Origin of the sequence: Acinetobacter sp. VT 511 (assembly GCF_001077515.1) — a bacterium.
Lineage (GTDB): Bacteria > Pseudomonadota > Gammaproteobacteria > Pseudomonadales > Moraxellaceae > Acinetobacter > Acinetobacter schindleri.
On the sequence record NZ_LFRE01000071.1, the window covers coordinates 13,501 to 30,762 of the forward strand.

The window sequence follows — 17,262 nt, forward strand, 5'->3', positions numbered from 1 at the left end:
ATTTCAGGCACAAAAAAACGGGCAAATTGCCCGTTTTTTTTCATTTTGGGTATTAACGTTTAACAGAACGTGACATACCAGCAAAACGTTGTTTGAACTTGTCGATACGACCGCCAGTGTCAACGTTCTTTTGCTTACCTGTGTAGAATGGGTGGCAAGCTGAACATACGTCTAGGTAAAGCGTTTCTTTACCAACAGCTGAACGAGTTTCGATTACGTTACCACATGAACAAGTAGCAACTAGTTTTTCATATTTTGGGTGAATATCGGCGCGCATGGTCGATTCTCCATAAAGATCAAGAAGGTTTTGCTGTCATCGCAATTGATCACTCTCAGAAACTGAGGAAAGGCCAGAATCAAATTCAGGCAGATCAACACCACAACAGACCATTCTTTTGGCCCACCGAGACGGATACCGTCAGAGCTAAGCACAACAAGTTGGGCAATATTATACGTGAAACAAATTTAATAAGCGAATTATTCTTCAGTTTTAACTTCAACCTGTTTGGACCACATATTGGCAACAATGCCGCAAACCATCAGCTGAATTTGATGGAAAATCATGATCGGCAATACAATCATGCCAATTGGCTGACCAATAAACAGGATTTGTGCCATCGGCACGCCGCTGGCTAAAGTTTTCTTGGAACCACAGAAAAAAATAGTTTTCTGATCCGCTTTATCAAAACCAATCCAGCGCGGCACAAACAGGGCCAGCAGCATCACCAAAGTCAGTAAGACTGAGCAGGCAATAATGAGCAGTAATAAGGTCGTTAAGCTTACCTGATGCCACAGCCCTGCCACAACGGCACTACTGAATGCGCCGTAAACCACCATGAGAATCGAACTCTGATCAAAAATCTTAACGATTTCTGGCATTTTCTTCATTTGTGGAAATACCCAAGGACGCAGAATTTGCCCAAGGATAAATGGCACCAGAAGCAGTAAAGTGATCTGCATAATAGATGAGGTGGGATCAAAACCATGTTGTGACTGACCCAAAATAAAAAAGGTTACTAATATCGGAGTAATAAACATACCAACAATATTGGAAAATGAGGCACTACACACTGCACCGGCGACATTACCCTGTGCCACTGAAGTAAAGGCAATCGAAGACTGTACTGTTGATGGCAGGAAGCACATAAACAGGAAGCCCCAGTACAGTTCCTGACCCAATAACGGAACCAGGACCGGCTTGGCCAACAGACCAATTACAGGAAACAGTGCAAAAGTAAATGCGAACACCAAGGTATGCAGCTTCCAGTGCATCAATCCTTCAACTACGGCCTCACGTGATAACTTGGCACCATGCAGAAAGAATAAGATAGCAATGGCAATCGTGGTAATAGATGAAAAGACTTCAGCCGCCTGTCCTGATACCGGAACAAAACTGGCAAGTATCACCATTATAAAAAGCAGTATAGTAAAACGGTCCAATGCCAATAACTTAAGCATATCCCTTCATCCCTTAGATTTTATTGTTTGATATAAAAATGCCCGGCTATCTTAACAGATACCGGGCCCAGGCTATGCACTCAGATTGATGTAATCTTTTCATCTCTACATGAATACATTTCACATATCACACTTAGTTATTACGTGCATTATGGTCCTGCTGAATCAGTTCAATTTTATAACCATCTGGATCTTCAACAAATGCAATAACGGTTACACCGCCTTTCATTGGACCTGCTTCACGAACCACCTTGCCACCACGTGCCTTGATTTCTTCACAGGCTTTATAGGCATCATCGACTGCAATCGCAATATGGCCATAAGCATTGCCAAGTTCATAACTGTCTGTATCCCAGTTATGTGTCAGCTCGAGCACGGTATGGTTCTCTTCATCACCATAACCTACAAATGCCAGAGTGAAACGACCTTCTTCATAATCACGCTTACGAAGTAAAGTCATACCAAGCACTTCAGTATAGAACTTTAGTGACTGTTCCAGATTGCCTACACGTAACATGGTATGCAGCATGCGCATATTATTCATCCTTATTGCCAGATTGTTGTTGGTGTTCACCGAGTAATTTTCCAACCCAGACCACTAAAATGAGAATCGGAATCCCGATCAATGTGGTCATCAGGAAGAAGTTCGGATAACCGATATTGGTGACTATAGTACCTGAATATCCCCCTAAAATCTTAGGGGTTAGTGTCATAAGTGAGCTAAAAATCGCATATTGGACTGCAGTGAAAGATACGCTGGTCAAGCTGGATAAAAAGGCAATAAATGCTGCACCTGCCAGACCGGCAGCCAGGTTGTCGACGATAATCGCAAAATACAGCCAGGCATCGCTATATGGCTTGATCACCTTGCCTGTCACTTCAATATCAGTATTACGATTCACATCCACAGGAACCAGTGGCTGGATATCGACATCAAGCATCTTGGTATTTTTAGCATCATTGCTCGTCTGATAGACATGTGTCACTTGCTGAACAGCTCGCTCATCCTCCATCAATACCACACTGATTAAATGCGCTGGCGCAGATTTCAGTTTTTCTGCTGGAATAGCTGTACTAAACACCCCCTGTTCTTCCAGCTTGGCTTCAAAACGCTCATCATTCAGTTCATAAATGATCTTTTGATTATCTTGTAAAGCTTCACCGACATATTGACCACGAACCACAATACTCCCTTCTTCATTAGCATGAAGGGTATTGTCGCTGGTAATTGGTAGAATCTGCAGCTGTGCATTACCTGAAGTCTGCAGCAAATATGGCATGGACAGACTAACTGTACTATCAGTCGTATTAGCATTGGCATAAGCCGCCTGAACCTGAATCTGCTTGGCATCAGCCAATACCTGTACTGGTACTTTCACTTTCCAGTAACCAACTTCATCCGTGTCTGCCTGATAGTGTTGCTGTCCAACCTGAATATCTACCGGATTTAGCTGTTGCCCGGATTTAACCAAACCAATAAAGATCAGATTGGTAGAACAGGCCAGAATGGCACCGACAAACATCAGCTTCATGATATTCATCTTCTGGGCCAATAATCCTCCCAGGAAACCACCTAAGAGGGAAAAGATCACCCCATAGACCTTCACTGCTTCAGCAATCTGCTCCTTGCTAAAGTTCATGTCCTGATAGAACACATTAGAAATCACACCAGCAATAATGTCTGAAACACGATAAAAACCAATCAGCAATAACAGGACCAAAGCCAGTTTTAGGCCATAGCGCTTGAAGAAATCTGCAACAGGATTGACCCAGGTTTCATAGGCCATTTCCCGGTTCACCGCACCCAGTTTCACCAAGGCGGCACCCACACCGAATGCGACTGCACCAGATCCGATAAAACGCAAAGATTCAAAAGTAAATAATGCAAAGGTATCCTGAATGGCAAACTGTTCAGTCAACATGCTCACCAGATTACCTGAATATACATAGCTCAATACAAAGCTAATGACCGCGACAAAAAACACCCCGACCAGGCGGAAATAATCACTGCGTATATAGGTTTTTCGTACACGATCGACCTGCGGTTCACGGATTGACAGCGTCGTGATAATCCCCACCAACATCACCGCAGCCATGGCCAAATAGGTCCATTTCCAGGCATCATAAATATAGTTACCTTTTGCGGTACCTAGGTAAGCGGCAAGGAACAATGCGCCCGCACCAGCGACAATCATACCAATACGGTAGCCTGCGTTATAAGTTGCAGCCAGCACGGTCTGCATCTGGGTTTCTGCCAGTTCAATACGGTAGGCATCAATCACAATATCCTGAGTTGCTGCGGAAAAGCCAAGCAAGACTGCACCAAGCGCCATCTGCTGAAGATGTAGTTGTCCTAAAGCCGGATCTGAAAAAGCCATAATACAGATCGCGCAGACAATCAGAATTTGTGCGATCAGCAACCAGGCACGACGTCGACCTAAAGCCCTAGTCAGGAATGGCACTGGTAGTTCATCAATCAGTGGTGCCCAGACAAACTTAAAGGAATAACCCAAGGCAGCCCAGCTAAAGAAAGTTACTGCACTTTTACTAATACCCGCTTCACCGAGCCAGAGAGACAGACTTGAAAAGATCAGAAGAATCGGGACACCCGCTGAAAAACCCAGAAACAGCATGATCAGCGCACGCCGATCCAAGAAAGCTGTAAAGGCGGATTTCCAACCCGTCGTTTGTGTTGTCATTGCTTTATTATTTTCCGCAAAAAACCAGTAGTTGCTATTCAATCCTTTAATACAGGATCTTTCAACAAGATTTACCATTTTCTCTGCATAGATCATTTTATTTTTTTACGCCAAAAGCGACATGTTGGCTTGAATTTTCCGGCTAATTCTGTATACCTTAAATCATTAATGCACTATTTCGTTTTGGACATCAACAGTGACCCAGAGACTCGATCAAATTCATTCTTCAATAACCGCCAATACGATTAACACTACCCTAACTGCACAACAAAACCATGCTGAACTATTAAAGACAGCATTTGAACAAAGCGAAATACAACCTACTCTTGAAAAAACCCGCTTGCAGCCCACGCAACTGACACATATTCCAAAACTGGATAAAATTCCGGCGTCGACCAAGCGTATTAAACCACTCAATAATTTTCTTGGTCAGGATCGTGCACGTGCCTCAGTTGAAGCCGGGATTGCCCTGCCATATTCAGGCTATAATATTTTTGCTGTCGGAACCGCAGGTCTTGGCAAGCGCACCATGGTCAAACGTCTGCTACAGCAACATGCCAAAACAGTAGCAACACCAAATGACTGGGTGTATGTTAATAATTTCCAGAATTCCCGTCAGCCGATTGCATTGCAGTTTCCTGCAGGTCAAGGTCCTAAATTCCAGGCGATGCTGCATCAAAGCTGGCAAACCATTCTTAAACAGCTGGAACGTCGTTTTACTGCGGAAACCTATTACAACCGTATTGAGATGATCCGTCAGCAAACCGGTGATGAACAGCAGCAAGCGCTGATTGAACTGACCCGTGAAGGTGAAGAATTCGATTTAAAGCTGATCTCTCGCAATGATGAGCACTGTTTTGTACCGGTTCATCTCAAAGATGACAAGTTACAGGAAATGACACAAGATGATCTGAATGCACTGAGCAATAAAGATCGTGCTGAAATTGCATCCAACATGCGTTACATGGATAAAAAACTGGAACGCCTAGGCCTGCACCTCGGTGATCTGGAAGATGATGCCCGTGACCGTGTACAGGTACTCAACCGTGAGATTGCCAAACAGGTGGTTGTACCGCGTGTTGAACAGATGCTGGCTAAATTTAAAGATGTAGAAGGCCTGGATAAATATCTGAAATTCTATGCGGAAGACATCATTAATAATGTCGAGATTGTGCTGGAACAGGAAGAAGATGACTTTACTCCTGGCCTGTTCAGTCGTGTGCCGTCCCGTTATCAAGCCAATGTCATTGTGACATATAAGCCAAACAGCGGTGCGCCGGTAATCTTTGAAGATTTCCCAACCCATTACAACCTGCTCGGTCATGTAGAACAGTTAACCCAGAACGGTACGATTACCACTGACTTCACCTTGATCCGTCCGGGCTCAATGCATCGTGCCAATGGTGGCTTCCTGATGATTGAAGCCGAGCAACTCTTAGAACAACCGTATGCATGGCAAGGCCTAAAACGTGCATTGAAATCTGGTCAGCTGAAACTGTCTTCTCTGGAACATATGCTAACGCTAACGGGCAGTATTTCAATTGAGCCAGCGGCAATTCCACTTGATATCAAGATCGTATTGTTAGCTGAACCAGAAATCTATTATGAAATTCTGGAGCTCGAACCTGAGCTGGGCAGTATCTTTAAAATCCGTGCTGACTTTACAGATACATTACAACGTAATGACGAAAATGAGCAGGCCTATATGCAGCTCATTGCTGATTACGTTCAGGCAGACAAACTGTTGCCTTTTGACCGTTCTGCCTTGGCTGCCTTATTGACTGATTCAAGCCGTCAGGCTGAAGACCAAAGCTCCTTGTCATTACATGCGCTGACTTTGGGTGATTTGATTCGTGAAGCGCATCATCATGCCTTTAAAGCTGATGACAAAATGGTTTCAGAAAAACACATCAATACTGCCCTGGATCATCGCAAATATCGCTTAGGCTATTTACGTGAGCTATATTGGCAAGATCTGTCTCGTGGTACCCAGCTGATTGAGACACGTGGTCACCGTCTTGGTCAGATCAATGCCCTTTCTGTCATTCACTATGCGGACGTGGAATTTGGTTTACCTTCACGTTTAACTGCATCGGTCTATCAAGGTGGTGGTGACATTCTGGATATCGAGCGCAGCGTGGAACTCGGTGGTTCACTACATGCCAAAGGCGTATTGCTGATGGCATCTTTCCTGAAAGCGCATTTCGGTCGTGAACAAACCCTGCACTTCTCTGCAGCTCTGGCGTTTGAACAAAGTTACGGTCAGGTGGATGGTGACAGTGCTACTGTAGCTGAACTCTCTGCATTGATCTCAGCCATTAGCCAGCTGCCAATTGACCAGTCTTGGGCGATTACCGGTTCCATGAACCAGCTCGGTCAGGTACAGCCAATTGGTGGGGTAAATGCCAAGATTGAAGGTTTCTTCGATGCCTGCAAATTGCAAGGCTTGACTGGCAAGCAAGGTGTGATTATTCCACGTCAAAACATGCAGCATCTGATGCTGCGTAAAGATGTAATTGCAGCAGTTGAAGCAGGTCAGTTCCATATTCATGCGATTGATACCATCGATCAGGCACTGGAAATTCTAATGGCACGTCCAGTCGGAACCTTGGACAAGAAAGGCCGCTATAGCAAGCATTCAATTTATGCTGCGGTGATGGAGCAACTGGATTACTGGCAAGCTATTGAAGATGGTGCCGAGCTTGAGGAAGAAGAGCCAAAGAAAAAGAAAAAAAAGAAGAAAAAGAAAAAAGACAAAGCACCAGTAAAGGATATTCAGGCAGATCCAGATGCGCTTGCAGCAGCACTTGCGGCTGAATCAGAAGAACTGGAAAAATCTGAAACCTCTGAGAATAAGGCAGAAAACTAATCCTGCCCCTTTCCACTTTAAGTGTTAAATTTCAGTCATAAAAAAGCGCTTCTCTGGAAGCGCTTTTTAACATCTGCAAGTCTAATAAAACTATTAAGCTTCAGGTGCCGGGCTGTATTGTTCAACTAAAGACTTCAATTCACCTTTCTGGAACATATCGAGCATGATATCGCTACCACCGATCAATTCACCATTGATCCACAATTGTGGGAAAGTCGGCCAGTTCGCAATAACTGGAAGAGTTGCGCGAATGTCTGGGTTTTCCAGAATATTCACATAAGCAAATGGACGACCAATTTGACTGAGTGCTTCAACCGCACGAGCAGAGAAACCACATTGTGGGAATTGTGGTGTGCCTTTCATATAAAGAAGTACTGCGTGTTTGGCAATTTGGTCACGAATTAACGCTTCTGTATCGCGTGCTTGTTCAGTCATTGATATATCCTCAATAAATCTGCTTCGCATTATACTCAAAATGAACTAAAACAGTATGTCTAAAACAATATTTCATGTTTTATTTACAATTCAGCTTTTATTCTGTTTGAGATTTTGCTTATATAGGTCCTGTCGTTATGTCTATATATGGCATCTATGACTTCAATTTTCAATCCACCTAACAGATAAGAGTTAGTCATGAAGAACATTACCCTTGCTCCTGTGCAAACTGATCAACCTTCACACTTGATGCCGGTATTTGGCCGTCAGCCGATCAGTTTTGTCCGAGGACAAGGTGCTTATCTTTATACTGAAGATGGTACTGAGTATCTAGATGCTCTGACCGGTATTGCAGTATGTGGGCTGGGTCATGCCCACCCGGTACTTGCTGAAGCAATTGCTGAACAGGCCGCCACCCTGATTCACACCAGCAACCTGTTTGAAGTACCATGGCAGACTGCTGCTGCACAAAAACTGGCTGAAGTTTCAGGCATGGAAGAAATTTTCTTCTCGAATAGCGGTGCAGAATCCAATGAAGGTGCAATCAAGATTGCACGTAAATTTGGCCATATGCAAGGCATCACTACACCAAAAATCATTGTGGCTGACCACTCTTTCCACGGTCGTACTTTGGCTACCCTCTCAGCGACAGGTAACAAAAAAGTTCAGGAAGGTTTTGGACCGCTGGTTGAAGGCTTTATCCGCGTACCATTTGGTGATATCGAAGCGATTCAGGAAGCAGCAATTAATCACCCTGACATCGTAGCTGTTTTCGTTGAACCGATTCAAGGTGAAGGCGGTGTCAACACTGCACCACAAGGCTTCAGCTACCTGGAAGAAATCCGTCAACTGTGCAACCAGCATAACTGGCTGATGATGTTGGATGAAGTTCAGACAGGTAATGGCCGTACCGGTAAATATTTTGCATATCAACATACCAACATTGTTCCAGATGTACTGACCACTGCAAAAGGTCTGGGTAATGGTTTTCCGATTGGTGCGGTGATGACCCAAGGACGTGGTGTTGGTGTTTTAACTGCCGGGAACCATGGTTCAACCTACAGCGGTACAGCACTAGGTTCACGTATTGTTTATACCATCCTTGATATTATGCAAAAAGAAAATATCGTGGCGAATGCAGCTGAAAAAGGTGCTTATATCGTTGAGCAAATCCGTAGCCAGCTTGGTGATCAGCATATCACTGTTCGTGGTTTTGGTCTGATGATCGGTATTGAATTGCCAAAAGCATGTGGCGAACTGGTAGATATCGCGCGTGATGAATATAAAATCATTATCAACGTAACTGCAGGCAATGTGGTACGTCTACTGCCTACCCTGAACATTACTCAGGAACAGGCTGATCAACTGATTGAACGTCTGGTTAAAATGATTAAAGCATATCTGGCTTAATTTCTTAAAAGCCAGAAACATAAAAAGCCGCATCAAGCGGCTTTTTTAATTCTTTGCGGTTTATGATGCGATTTGCAACAAACGTCCGCCAGACAACTGGCCAAAATATTGTTTCAAGGTATCAAGACAACGGAGAATTTTTATAGGTTGTTGTTCACGTTTTGGCATGACTGCATATAGCGTAAATGGTTGTAATTTCCACTCAGGCAGGACTTCAATCAAAGAGCCGTTTATTAAATCTTTTTGTACATCCAGATATGACATGCGGGCAATGGTATTGCCATGCAGACACATCGACTTCGCCACAATACTGTTATTGGTGTTTAGTCGTGAGCTCAGTTCAAGTTCAACTTTTTGGGCTGTATTGACATGCTGGAAATAAAATTGTTGATGATTGTTTAAATGACTGAGTGACAAAATGTCATGTTGCTTCAGATCATCCGGCTGTGTAATTAAAACAGATTGATTGATGTAACTCGGAGCTGTTACCAAAATCTGTTCAATCTGAATGAGTGGAACGACTTCAACATTGCTATCGTCGATGACTTGATCAAGGCGCAGTTCAATATCAACACGACTATCCTTCAGGTCAAGCGGTTGATCTTGTGTTTCAAACTGCACTGTCAAACCACGGTGCGCAGACATCCAGTGCGACAATGCCGGAATCACATGCATTGAACACAGTTCTGCAGTTGCGACGATACGCAGGTCACCAACCAGATCATCACGCAGCTCATTGATACGGACTTTGCCACGTTCAGCAGCGGATAACATTTCCTGGCAGCTATAGAAAAAAGCCTGGCCTGCTTCAGTCAAACTCAATTTTCGTGTGGAACGGTTCAGGAGAATCACTTCCATGTCCTGCTCCAGCGATCGAATCTGCTGGCTTACGGCACTGGTGGTAATACCCAGTTCACGTGCAGCACCGCTAAACGAGTTTTTCTCTACAACACAAGCAAATACGCCCATTGCTCGAAGTTGATCTAACATAAATTCCCCTCTAAACTTATGAGGTGCTTCATCCTTTGATAAAAGCAACTCATTGTATTATACGGTGAAATTTAGCATTTTCACCTTTTTATTCAACTATTCGGTAAAACGGATGCAGGATTCACCGGTTTTCCATTCAGACGTACCTGGAATTCAAGCATGGTACGGGTTGTACCACTTGAACCCATTTCTGCAATCTTCTGGCCTGCGGTTACATTTTGACCACTTTTCACGTTAAGTTTACTGTTATGTGCATACGCAGTGATGTAGCCATTAATATGTTTGACCAGTACCAGATTGCCGTATTCTTTTAGACCGTCAGCGGCATACACTACCTGACCATCAGCAGCGGCAAATACCGGATCACCAACATTACCTGCGTAACGTATGCCCTTAATATTTGAAGCCAGATTGTATTGCTGCAATACTGCACCATTCGATGGTTTTACCCAACGTAATCCGGATGAAGGTACAGTTGTTACTGGAGCAGGTGTAGTGACTTTTGGTGTTATTGATGGTGTCGTTTTAACAGTGGTCTGCGCTGGAGTTACCGGTGTTGGAGCCACGACAGTTTTACGCTGGATAGGCGCTGAAGTATCAACGACTTGAGTAGTCGTACTGCGTTTGGTATTTTTCAAACGGATCGATTGACCGACATAAATACGGTATGGCTCAGGAATGTCGTTCATTTCCGCGACACTGATATAACTCAGACCATAGCGTGCTGCAATGCCACTTAGCGTGTCACCTGAACGAACCGTATAAAAATCAGGTGCTGCAGCATAACGTGCGGAATTATTAATATAAGGTTTGGTTGCACACCCAGTTACGATAACTGCTGAAACCACTGCTGTTGTGAGTACTAACGTTTTAATCAGGCCTGTAGGCAAAGCAATAAAGCGTTTCGGTGACACCAGGAACATTATCTTCCTCTCTAACATCTATACGGTTTAAAAAACTCGATTAGATTAGCAAAAAAACACAGCAAATAAGGTTGCAATGTCAATCTATTCACAAAGTTATAACATTAGTTAGATTTTATTTAAAATCTGACCCTGTAATTCGTGAAGTACGTCATAGTTTGTAGCATCCATCTGGATTGGCGTCACACTGACATAACCATTGGCGATGGCAAAAAAGTCTGACTCTATTTCAGTTCCTTGATGCTTTGGCATTGCAACTGCTTCACCAGATAGACCAATCCAGTAAACCTGACGGCCACGCGGATCCACATGACTGCTAATGGGTTTAGACTGGCTACGGCGACCTTGGAAGGTTACTTTGGTTCCTTTTAGCTCAGCGATATCAGGAATATTGACATTAAAGATCTGACGCTCAGGCAATGCTGGCAAACCTGCTGCAATAAAATCATAAACCCATTGCGCTGCAACACGATAATCTTCTGGTGAGGTATAAGCACGCACGTTTTGCCCACACAAAGAAATAGCCAGTGCAGGATGTTTTGCTAGACGACCTTCAAATGCTGCCCCCACTGTGCCTGAATACAATACATCATCCCCCAGATTGGCACCGCTATTAATGCCACTCACCACAAGATCGAATTCGACATCAAACAAACCATTCATGGCCAGATAGACACAGTCTGCCGGAGTACCATTTACTGCCCAAACATCTGGAGCAATCTGAATCGGTCGCAGTGGACGGTCAAGGGTCAATGCACTGGAAAATCCGCTACGTTCGCTTTCAGGTGCAACAACCACTACACGGCCTAAGGCTTTTAAGCTCTGCGCTAGTGCCTGTATGCCCGGAGCAAATACGCCATCATCATTTGATATCAATATATTCACAGCAAAATCCCGTTCGTCCCAAAAAATGACTGGTTGGGACATTTGTTTGTATTAGCCACGGAATTATATATATTTATCGTTCAACATCCATCTTTAATATATGTGGTTCATGATGATTAAAAATACGGTTGCTGTAGCCGCACTGGCTTTTGCTCTGACTGCTGGCCTGAGCTCTCCTGCTTTTTCAGCTGAAAATTTATCTGCTGAGGTTGATTTGACCATTAAGGAAGACCTGGCTTCAGTCCAAGTGCTCACTGAAGTTTGTCCGGGGATTGTGGGTAAAAATGCCAAGTTTGAGCAGAACACTCAACAGCTGATTAAACAATACTTATCCGATTATTCTGATAAATCGATGACTTATGACAAGATCCAGCAGGACAAGGCATATCAGTCAGCACTTCAAGAAGCACGCCAGGAAGCAAAGCAAACCGCTAAAGATGAACATCAGGCAGTGTGTAATGACCTGATCACTCAACAAATCTAACTCAGACTTTCTGACAGGATGATGCAGCGCCATCATCCTGTTTATATAACGATTTTCTCCATTATTTTACGGCTTCCTTACATTTTTAATCTTTTCATTCCTTCAAAATTAGTTAATCTAAGCCCATCTTAATTTTTAATTTGAGCTTTTGATTTTCAATGAAAAATTTATTCATTAAAGCCTTTGGCATTTTTACTCTTTCAACTTTCAGCATTTTGACTACACAAAGTTTTGCAGCCGATACCAATATTGAAGTCACTCCAATTCAAGAAGTGACTCAGCATGAGCTTGCGGCCATTTATGTACTTTCAGAAATTTGCCCAGGTATGGTGAAAGACCAGAATAAATTTAAAGCGGGTTATAGTCAGCTGGTCAGTGAATATATGCCTGGTCAAAAGAACCCGGTAGAAGCCTTGAATCAGCTTAGCAAAAACACAAAATTCCAGCCGATCCTGATAGAAGCACAACAGGATGCGCAGAAAGCAGGTCAGCAGAAAAATCAAGCGATTTGTACAGAACTCACCACTTATAGCAAATCCTGATTTTTTTCTGCCGCCATGCTTACAATACTTTTGAAATAAGCCACTGCAAACCGTAGAAGTCCGCCTAGCTTTGTCCTAAAATACTAGGCTCTTCGTGCTTACATCAAGATATTGGAACCTACTAGAAATGACCCAAAAAACTGCTCTTGCTGCATTATTATTAATTCCTAGTTTTAGCTTTGCAGCAACTGTCCTATCTGCACCACCAGAATTGAATAATAAATCTTATGTGCTAATGGACTACGAAACAGGGCAAATTCTCGCATCTAAAAATGAAAATGAAAAACTAGCCCCTGCTTCAATGACTAAAATGATGACCAGCTACATCATTGAACAGAAGTTATTAAGCGGTGAACTGACTGAAGATGAACAGGTTCGTATGAACGAATCGGCATGGTGTCGAGGTAGTAGCTCTGAATCATGTATGTATGTTCCGCTAAACGGCACGGCGACAGCACTTGAGATGCTGCGCGGTATCATCATCCAGTCAGGTAACGATGCTTCCAAAGCAATGGCAGAACATATTGCAGGTAACGAGGGTACCTTCGCACATATGATGAACCAGGAAGCAAAACGTATCGGCATGAGCAATACCAGCTTTGTAAACTCAACCGGTATGCCTGCGGAAGGTCACTATTCGACTGCCAAAGATATGGCCATGCTGGCACAGCACATCATTAAAGACAGTTCAAAGTACTACCCGATTTATTCTGAAAAAGAATTTACTTTTAACGGAATCAAGCAAGGCAACCGTAATGCCCTGCTGTATACAGATCCAAGTGTGGATGGTTTGAAAACAGGTCATACCAATGAAGCGGGTTACTGCTTAACGACTTCTGCGAAACGTGGTCCAATGCGTTTGATCTCTGTGATCTTCGGTGCGCCATCTATGCAAGATCGTGCAACACATACACGTGAACTTTTGGCATGGGGTTTTGCAAACTACGAAACTAAAAATGTTCAGGCCGGCAGACAAGTCTTAGCCAAGTCTAAGGTGTGGTTTGGTAAGGAAAATGAAGTTCAAATCGGCCTTGCTGAAAACTTCAATGTGACCATGCCAAAAGGCAAAGCGAATGAGATTAAAACGCAAATCGTAGTTCAACCTAAATTGACTGCACCTTTAAAACAAGGTCAAGTGGTGGGTAAATACGTTGCTTCTCTTGATGGTAAAGTGATTGCTGAAAAACCGCTTGTTGCACTAAAAGCTGTAGAAGAAGCTGGTTTCTTTGCGCGTATGCTGGATCATATCAAACAGTTCTTCAGTAACTTATTCTAAGTTTAAACAGACTGTTTTAGCCTTAGACTAAGACCAAAGCACTCATTCAGATGGGTGCTTTTTATTTTATACTTTGCACATGACGCTTAAACTTTTAATGAACAGACCACTATGAGCCAAAATATACGTTCTTATTTAAACATGATCCCACAGATTGATGAATCTTGTTATATCGATCCTATGGGGATTGTGGTTGGCGATGTGGTTTTGGCTGAGAATGTCTCGGTTTGGCCTTTTGCCGTAATTCGTGGTGATGTCAATCATATCCGGATTGGCAAGAATTCCAATGTGCAGGATCATGCCATGTTGCATGTTAGTCATAAGAAAGCCGATAAGCCAGAAGGTTCGCCACTGATCATTGGTGAAGATGTCACCATTGGTCATCATGTAAAATTACATGGCTGCACCATTGGCAATCGCGTTTTGGTCGGTATTGGCACGATTATTTTAGATGATGTGATTGTTGAAGATGATGTGATGATTGGTGCGGGTTCACTTGTTCCGCCAAATAAAGTTTTGGAAAGTGGTTACTTGTATATAGGAAGCCCTGTGAAAAAAGTGCGTCCACTTACCGACAAAGAAAAAGCTTTTTTGCCGTATTCAGCACAGAATTATGTAAAGGTTTCAGGCAACTATAAATAAACTTTAGACAATTTCATTTGTCGAAAGCTTAAATCTTCTGTATGTTCATTTAAAAAATAATTCAAAGAATAAAAACCATGAAACATACAGAAGATCATCATTGCCCGGATCGCAATGGACTATTAAATCAGACCAGAATTAATATTCGACAGTATGGCGTACAAATCATTTCGATCACTCATACCGACTATTCCCCGCCTTTTAGCTATAGCATTGGTTTGTATGAAAGATTCCAGCATCCAGAAATTATCTGTTTTGGACTCACTGCTAAACTTAGTCAGACTATTCTGAATCATGTGACTGAGGTCGTTCAAAAAGGTCAACGCATCCAGCTCAGTAACACGTATCCGAATGTATTTTTTTAAAGAAAGCCGCTGTAAGTTTCTAAAAGTTGATCGCAGAAATATCGGTGACTATTTTGGGATTGCGCAAAGCTATTACCAAGATGAAGCGTTTCCAGCCTTACAATTAGTCTGGACAGATCGGAATGATAAATTTCCTTGGGAAGATGGCTTCGAGGAAGTTTTTGAATTTGATCAGCCCCTGCTGGATCGCAATGCCGAGTTTAAATTCCGCGAACCACGAAATTTAGGCATTTATACGACTAGGCAATGGCTGGAACTGGAGCAGCCAATTGTTACCGTATTGCATGAACGCAATGGTGACTGGCAATTTTTGACAGCAGAACCCTTGGCTGAGGAGGATTATATACTGGTTGGATTAGAGCACAGCCTCCAACGCGATCCAACCTTAAATGAAGTATTCGACCTGCAATATGGACAGGCAGCTGACCGGAAATTTATCGGGGATGAATGGGTGATTACAGCGCTAGAGGATAATGATCAACTCACTGGTTGAAATAGTAAGTTTAAGATGATATTCAACTCTCTTTAAACACCTAATATTTCATTTAAAAAAATTAAATACCGGGAGTTTTATAGCAATATTACTTCATGAATATCAGAATGGCCACTTCATTTCGATTAGCCATTTTTTAAATTACGGAATAATCAGATAATCGTTCTTAAAGCTGTTCGCTTCAAATTCCCCTTCGATCAAATGTATAAATTTCTGATCAATCTGGTTCAATTCTAAACAGTCATCAATATCAATCACTGCATCGGTATGTGGTTTAAACCAACCTTTTTCCATTGCCATTTTGCCCTGTGCCTTGGCTTCTGTCTTGTTTTTGGCAGCCACAACCAGATATTTATGTATTTCCCCAAACTGGTCCGGAAGATATGCACCCAGATTAATCAAAAACAGTTTTAAACCGCTATTTACAGGCAAATCACTAATCTGGACCTGATAATTTACTCCTTGATAACTCACTCCATTGATTTTCATCCAGCCATCGACATGCAGGCCTTTTTGCAAGCCAAACCATTGTTGTTTTAAATAAGGATACGCGGATTCAATATCTGAACTAATCACAGGAATTACATCATGTACTTCTACATTGGCTTTTTCATGTTTACCGCCCAGTAAGGTGATGTAGAAGTGCAGTTCAGGCATAGGAAATTCCTTTAAATAGTAGAATAATAAAGTAAAGATCCATAGTTTAAATTAATTCGATTTCATTAGTTAAGAAGTATTCTCTACCTCGATTTACGAATAAATGATATTTTCCCTTGTTTTATGAAGGGTTAGGTAAATATTTTTAAGAGATATCAATAAAGTTCTATTTCGTATAACAGCGATTATATTAAATGGATTCACTTTTGATGTTATACAATTACCTAGATTTGAAAATAAGTACTATGACATGTTGTAGTATTAATTTAGATCCAAACATAGTAGACCTCTTTCATAAATCATTTTTTGCTCAGTTCCAAGTTGTAGATTCCAGCGATTAAATTGAATCTCAAACCAAGCCTTTTACCTCTATTTCGATAACGCTCAGCAAGGATTTTGAAGGTTTTCAGGCTGCCAAATACATGCTCAATTCCGATTCTTCTTTTATTGATTTCCTGATTATAGATTTTCAATTCAGGATCCAATTTACAGTGTCTTTTGGCTTTTAATGGCAACAGGCTATTCGGATACAACACATAAATCCCCTGATAGCCTTTATCTGCAAGGATAAAAGCCCCAAAAGGAATCTGGTTTAAATTGCGTTTGAACAACTCGAAATCATGCACTGCACCGCGACTGGTACATAAACTCAGAATTTGCTGAGTTTTGTAGTGAATCATGGCCTGTACTTTAAAGGTATCGGTCTTTTTCTTGCCGCTATAGCTTTTCTTCTGTTTTTTTAGGCCTTTGGATTGGAATTTCCGTGGCATCCACGATCACAACATTCCAGTCGATGCCTTCGCCCTCGGGTAAATCTTTGGGTAAATTAAACAGATTGGACCGAATCAGGCAGTCTTCAACATGACGGACAATTCTTGAGGCTGTGGGCTCTGAAACCCCGTAACTCGTCGCAACGTGAAATAAGGTTCGGTATTCCCGCCAATAGCTCAGACAGAGCAGAACCTGATCCTCCAGGCTTAACTTGGGCGGTCTGCCTTTGGCAGAGACATGCTTCTGCAATTGCTCAACCATCAAATAGAAAGTTGACCATGAGATGCCTGTGTATCGCTTGAACTGAGGATCAGAAAGCTTGTTTGAATCGATGTATTTCATCCGCAGATTATGCACGAATGC

Annotated in this window: 17 protein-coding genes and 1 pseudogene; 7 read left to right on the top strand and 11 right to left on the bottom strand. The window is 42.5% G+C overall.

Annotation, left to right across the window (positions count from 1 at the left end):
* Positions 1-52: 52 nt before the first annotated feature.
* The 4 genes from rpmE to ACS72_RS10730 all read right to left on the bottom strand — a co-directional run bounded on the left by rpmE (position 53) and on the right by ACS72_RS10730 (position 4,157).
* Positions 53-277, bottom strand: coding sequence for a 50S ribosomal protein L31 (gene rpmE, locus ACS72_RS10715; RefSeq protein WP_004782616.1), 225 nt, complete (start codon positions 275-277; stop codon positions 53-55).
* Positions 278-477: 200 nt separating this feature from the next.
* Complete coding sequence (locus tag ACS72_RS10720; RefSeq protein WP_048882102.1) at positions 478-1,458, bottom strand: bile acid:sodium symporter family protein; 981 nt, start codon at positions 1,456-1,458, stop codon at positions 478-480.
* A 133-nt stretch (positions 1,459-1,591) separates the two neighbouring features.
* A complete protein-coding gene (gene gloA, locus ACS72_RS10725; protein ID WP_004810451.1) occupies positions 1,592-1,993 on the bottom strand; it encodes a lactoylglutathione lyase in 402 nt (133 codons plus the stop codon).
* 1 nt (position 1,994) lies between these two features.
* On the bottom strand, positions 1,995-4,157 hold the full coding sequence (locus ACS72_RS10730; RefSeq protein ID WP_048882112.1) for an MFS transporter: 2,163 nt from the start codon (positions 4,155-4,157) through the stop codon (positions 1,995-1,997).
* 244 nt (positions 4,158-4,401) lie between these two features.
* Here ACS72_RS10730 and ACS72_RS10735 point away from each other — a divergent pair, with 244 nt between their 5' ends.
* The gene (locus ACS72_RS10735) at positions 4,402-7,026 is read left to right on the top strand and encodes a Lon protease family protein (protein ID WP_228156212.1); all 2,625 of its coding nucleotides are present in this window, start codon (positions 4,402-4,404) and stop codon (positions 7,024-7,026) included.
* Positions 7,027-7,119: 93 nt separating this feature from the next.
* Here the strand turns inward: ACS72_RS10735 and grxD are convergent, their stop codons facing one another.
* Entirely contained in the window at positions 7,120-7,461 is a 342-nt protein-coding gene (grxD, locus tag ACS72_RS10740) for a Grx4 family monothiol glutaredoxin (RefSeq protein WP_004810457.1), read from the bottom strand.
* A 198-nt stretch (positions 7,462-7,659) separates the two neighbouring features.
* Between grxD and ACS72_RS10745 the strand changes: the two genes are divergently transcribed.
* Positions 7,660-8,871, top strand: a complete 1,212-nt coding sequence (locus ACS72_RS10745; RefSeq protein WP_048882104.1) for an aspartate aminotransferase family protein — start codon at positions 7,660-7,662, stop codon at positions 8,869-8,871.
* A gap of 60 nt (positions 8,872-8,931) precedes the next feature.
* Here the strand turns inward: ACS72_RS10745 and ACS72_RS10750 are convergent, their stop codons facing one another.
* From ACS72_RS10750 to surE, 3 genes are all read right to left on the bottom strand, one after another.
* Entirely contained in the window at positions 8,932-9,861 is a 930-nt protein-coding gene (locus ACS72_RS10750; RefSeq protein ID WP_048882105.1) for a LysR family transcriptional regulator, read from the bottom strand.
* A 92-nt stretch (positions 9,862-9,953) separates the two neighbouring features.
* A complete protein-coding gene (locus ACS72_RS10755) occupies positions 9,954-10,784 on the bottom strand; it encodes a peptidoglycan DD-metalloendopeptidase family protein (RefSeq protein WP_048882106.1) in 831 nt (276 codons plus the stop codon).
* Positions 10,785-10,892: 108 nt separating this feature from the next.
* A complete protein-coding gene (gene surE, locus ACS72_RS10760; RefSeq protein ID WP_048882113.1) occupies positions 10,893-11,669 on the bottom strand; it encodes a 5'/3'-nucleotidase SurE in 777 nt (258 codons plus the stop codon).
* A 109-nt stretch (positions 11,670-11,778) separates the two neighbouring features.
* Here surE and ACS72_RS10765 point away from each other — a divergent pair, with 109 nt between their 5' ends.
* From ACS72_RS10765 to ACS72_RS10785, 5 genes and pseudogenes are all read left to right on the top strand, one after another.
* On the top strand, positions 11,779-12,153 hold the full coding sequence (locus ACS72_RS10765) for an MCR_0457 family protein (protein ID WP_081405854.1): 375 nt from the start codon (positions 11,779-11,781) through the stop codon (positions 12,151-12,153).
* A gap of 158 nt (positions 12,154-12,311) precedes the next feature.
* Entirely contained in the window at positions 12,312-12,695 is a 384-nt protein-coding gene (locus ACS72_RS10770; protein WP_048882108.1) for an MCR_0457 family protein, read from the top strand.
* Positions 12,696-12,822: 127 nt separating this feature from the next.
* On the top strand, positions 12,823-13,971 hold the full coding sequence (gene dacC, locus ACS72_RS10775; protein ID WP_048882109.1) for a D-alanyl-D-alanine carboxypeptidase PBP5/6: 1,149 nt from the start codon (positions 12,823-12,825) through the stop codon (positions 13,969-13,971).
* A 111-nt stretch (positions 13,972-14,082) separates the two neighbouring features.
* Positions 14,083-14,613, top strand: coding sequence for a gamma carbonic anhydrase family protein (locus ACS72_RS10780; protein ID WP_048882110.1), 531 nt, complete (start codon positions 14,083-14,085; stop codon positions 14,611-14,613).
* A 77-nt stretch (positions 14,614-14,690) separates the two neighbouring features.
* A pseudogene (locus ACS72_RS10785) lies at positions 14,691-15,471 on the top strand (DUF4262 domain-containing protein).
* A gap of 141 nt (positions 15,472-15,612) precedes the next feature.
* Here ACS72_RS10785 and ACS72_RS10790 read toward each other — a convergent pair.
* From ACS72_RS10790 to ACS72_RS10800, 3 genes are all read right to left on the bottom strand, one after another.
* Positions 15,613-16,128: a DUF1543 domain-containing protein gene (locus tag ACS72_RS10790; protein WP_048882111.1), complete on the bottom strand. Its 516-nt coding sequence runs from the start codon at positions 16,126-16,128 to the stop codon at positions 15,613-15,615.
* 299 nt (positions 16,129-16,427) lie between these two features.
* Positions 16,428-16,898, bottom strand: coding sequence for an IS5/IS1182 family transposase (locus tag ACS72_RS10795; RefSeq protein ID WP_048881099.1), 471 nt, complete (start codon positions 16,896-16,898; stop codon positions 16,428-16,430).
* Positions 16,846-17,262 (bottom strand): transposase family protein (locus ACS72_RS10800; protein WP_048882114.1); only part of this gene is annotated, 417 nt, incomplete at its 5' end. The genes ACS72_RS10795 and ACS72_RS10800, both read right to left, overlap by 53 nt.

Excerpts from the sequence above, each read along its gene's own strand:
- gloA (WP_004810451.1), bottom strand. The coding sequence starts at position 1,993 with ATGCGCATGCTGCATACCATGTTACGTGTAGGCAATCTGGAACAGTCA.
- grxD (WP_004810457.1), bottom strand. The coding sequence starts at position 7,461 with ATGACTGAACAAGCACGCGATACAGAAGCGTTAATTCGTGACCAAATT.
- ACS72_RS10745 (WP_048882104.1), top strand. The coding sequence starts at position 7,660 with ATGAAGAACATTACCCTTGCTCCTGTGCAAACTGATCAACCTTCACAC.
- ACS72_RS10720 (WP_048882102.1), bottom strand. The coding sequence starts at position 1,458 with ATGCTTAAGTTATTGGCATTGGACCGTTTTACTATACTGCTTTTTATA.
- dacC (WP_048882109.1), top strand. The coding sequence starts at position 12,823 with ATGACCCAAAAAACTGCTCTTGCTGCATTATTATTAATTCCTAGTTTT.
- ACS72_RS10770 (WP_048882108.1), top strand. The coding sequence starts at position 12,312 with ATGAAAAATTTATTCATTAAAGCCTTTGGCATTTTTACTCTTTCAACT.
- rpmE (WP_004782616.1), bottom strand. The coding sequence starts at position 277 with ATGCGCGCCGATATTCACCCAAAATATGAAAAACTAGTTGCTACTTGT.
- ACS72_RS10790 (WP_048882111.1), bottom strand. The coding sequence starts at position 16,128 with ATGCCTGAACTGCACTTCTACATCACCTTACTGGGCGGTAAACATGAA.
- ACS72_RS10750 (WP_048882105.1), bottom strand. The coding sequence starts at position 9,861 with ATGTTAGATCAACTTCGAGCAATGGGCGTATTTGCTTGTGTTGTAGAG.
- ACS72_RS10765 (WP_081405854.1), top strand. The coding sequence starts at position 11,779 with ATGATGATTAAAAATACGGTTGCTGTAGCCGCACTGGCTTTTGCTCTG.
- ACS72_RS10780 (WP_048882110.1), top strand. The coding sequence starts at position 14,083 with ATGAGCCAAAATATACGTTCTTATTTAAACATGATCCCACAGATTGAT.
- ACS72_RS10795 (WP_048881099.1), bottom strand. The coding sequence starts at position 16,898 with ATGCCACGGAAATTCCAATCCAAAGGCCTAAAAAAACAGAAGAAAAGC.
- ACS72_RS10755 (WP_048882106.1), bottom strand. The coding sequence starts at position 10,784 with ATGTTCCTGGTGTCACCGAAACGCTTTATTGCTTTGCCTACAGGCCTG.
- ACS72_RS10730 (WP_048882112.1), bottom strand. The coding sequence starts at position 4,157 with ATGACAACACAAACGACGGGTTGGAAATCCGCCTTTACAGCTTTCTTG.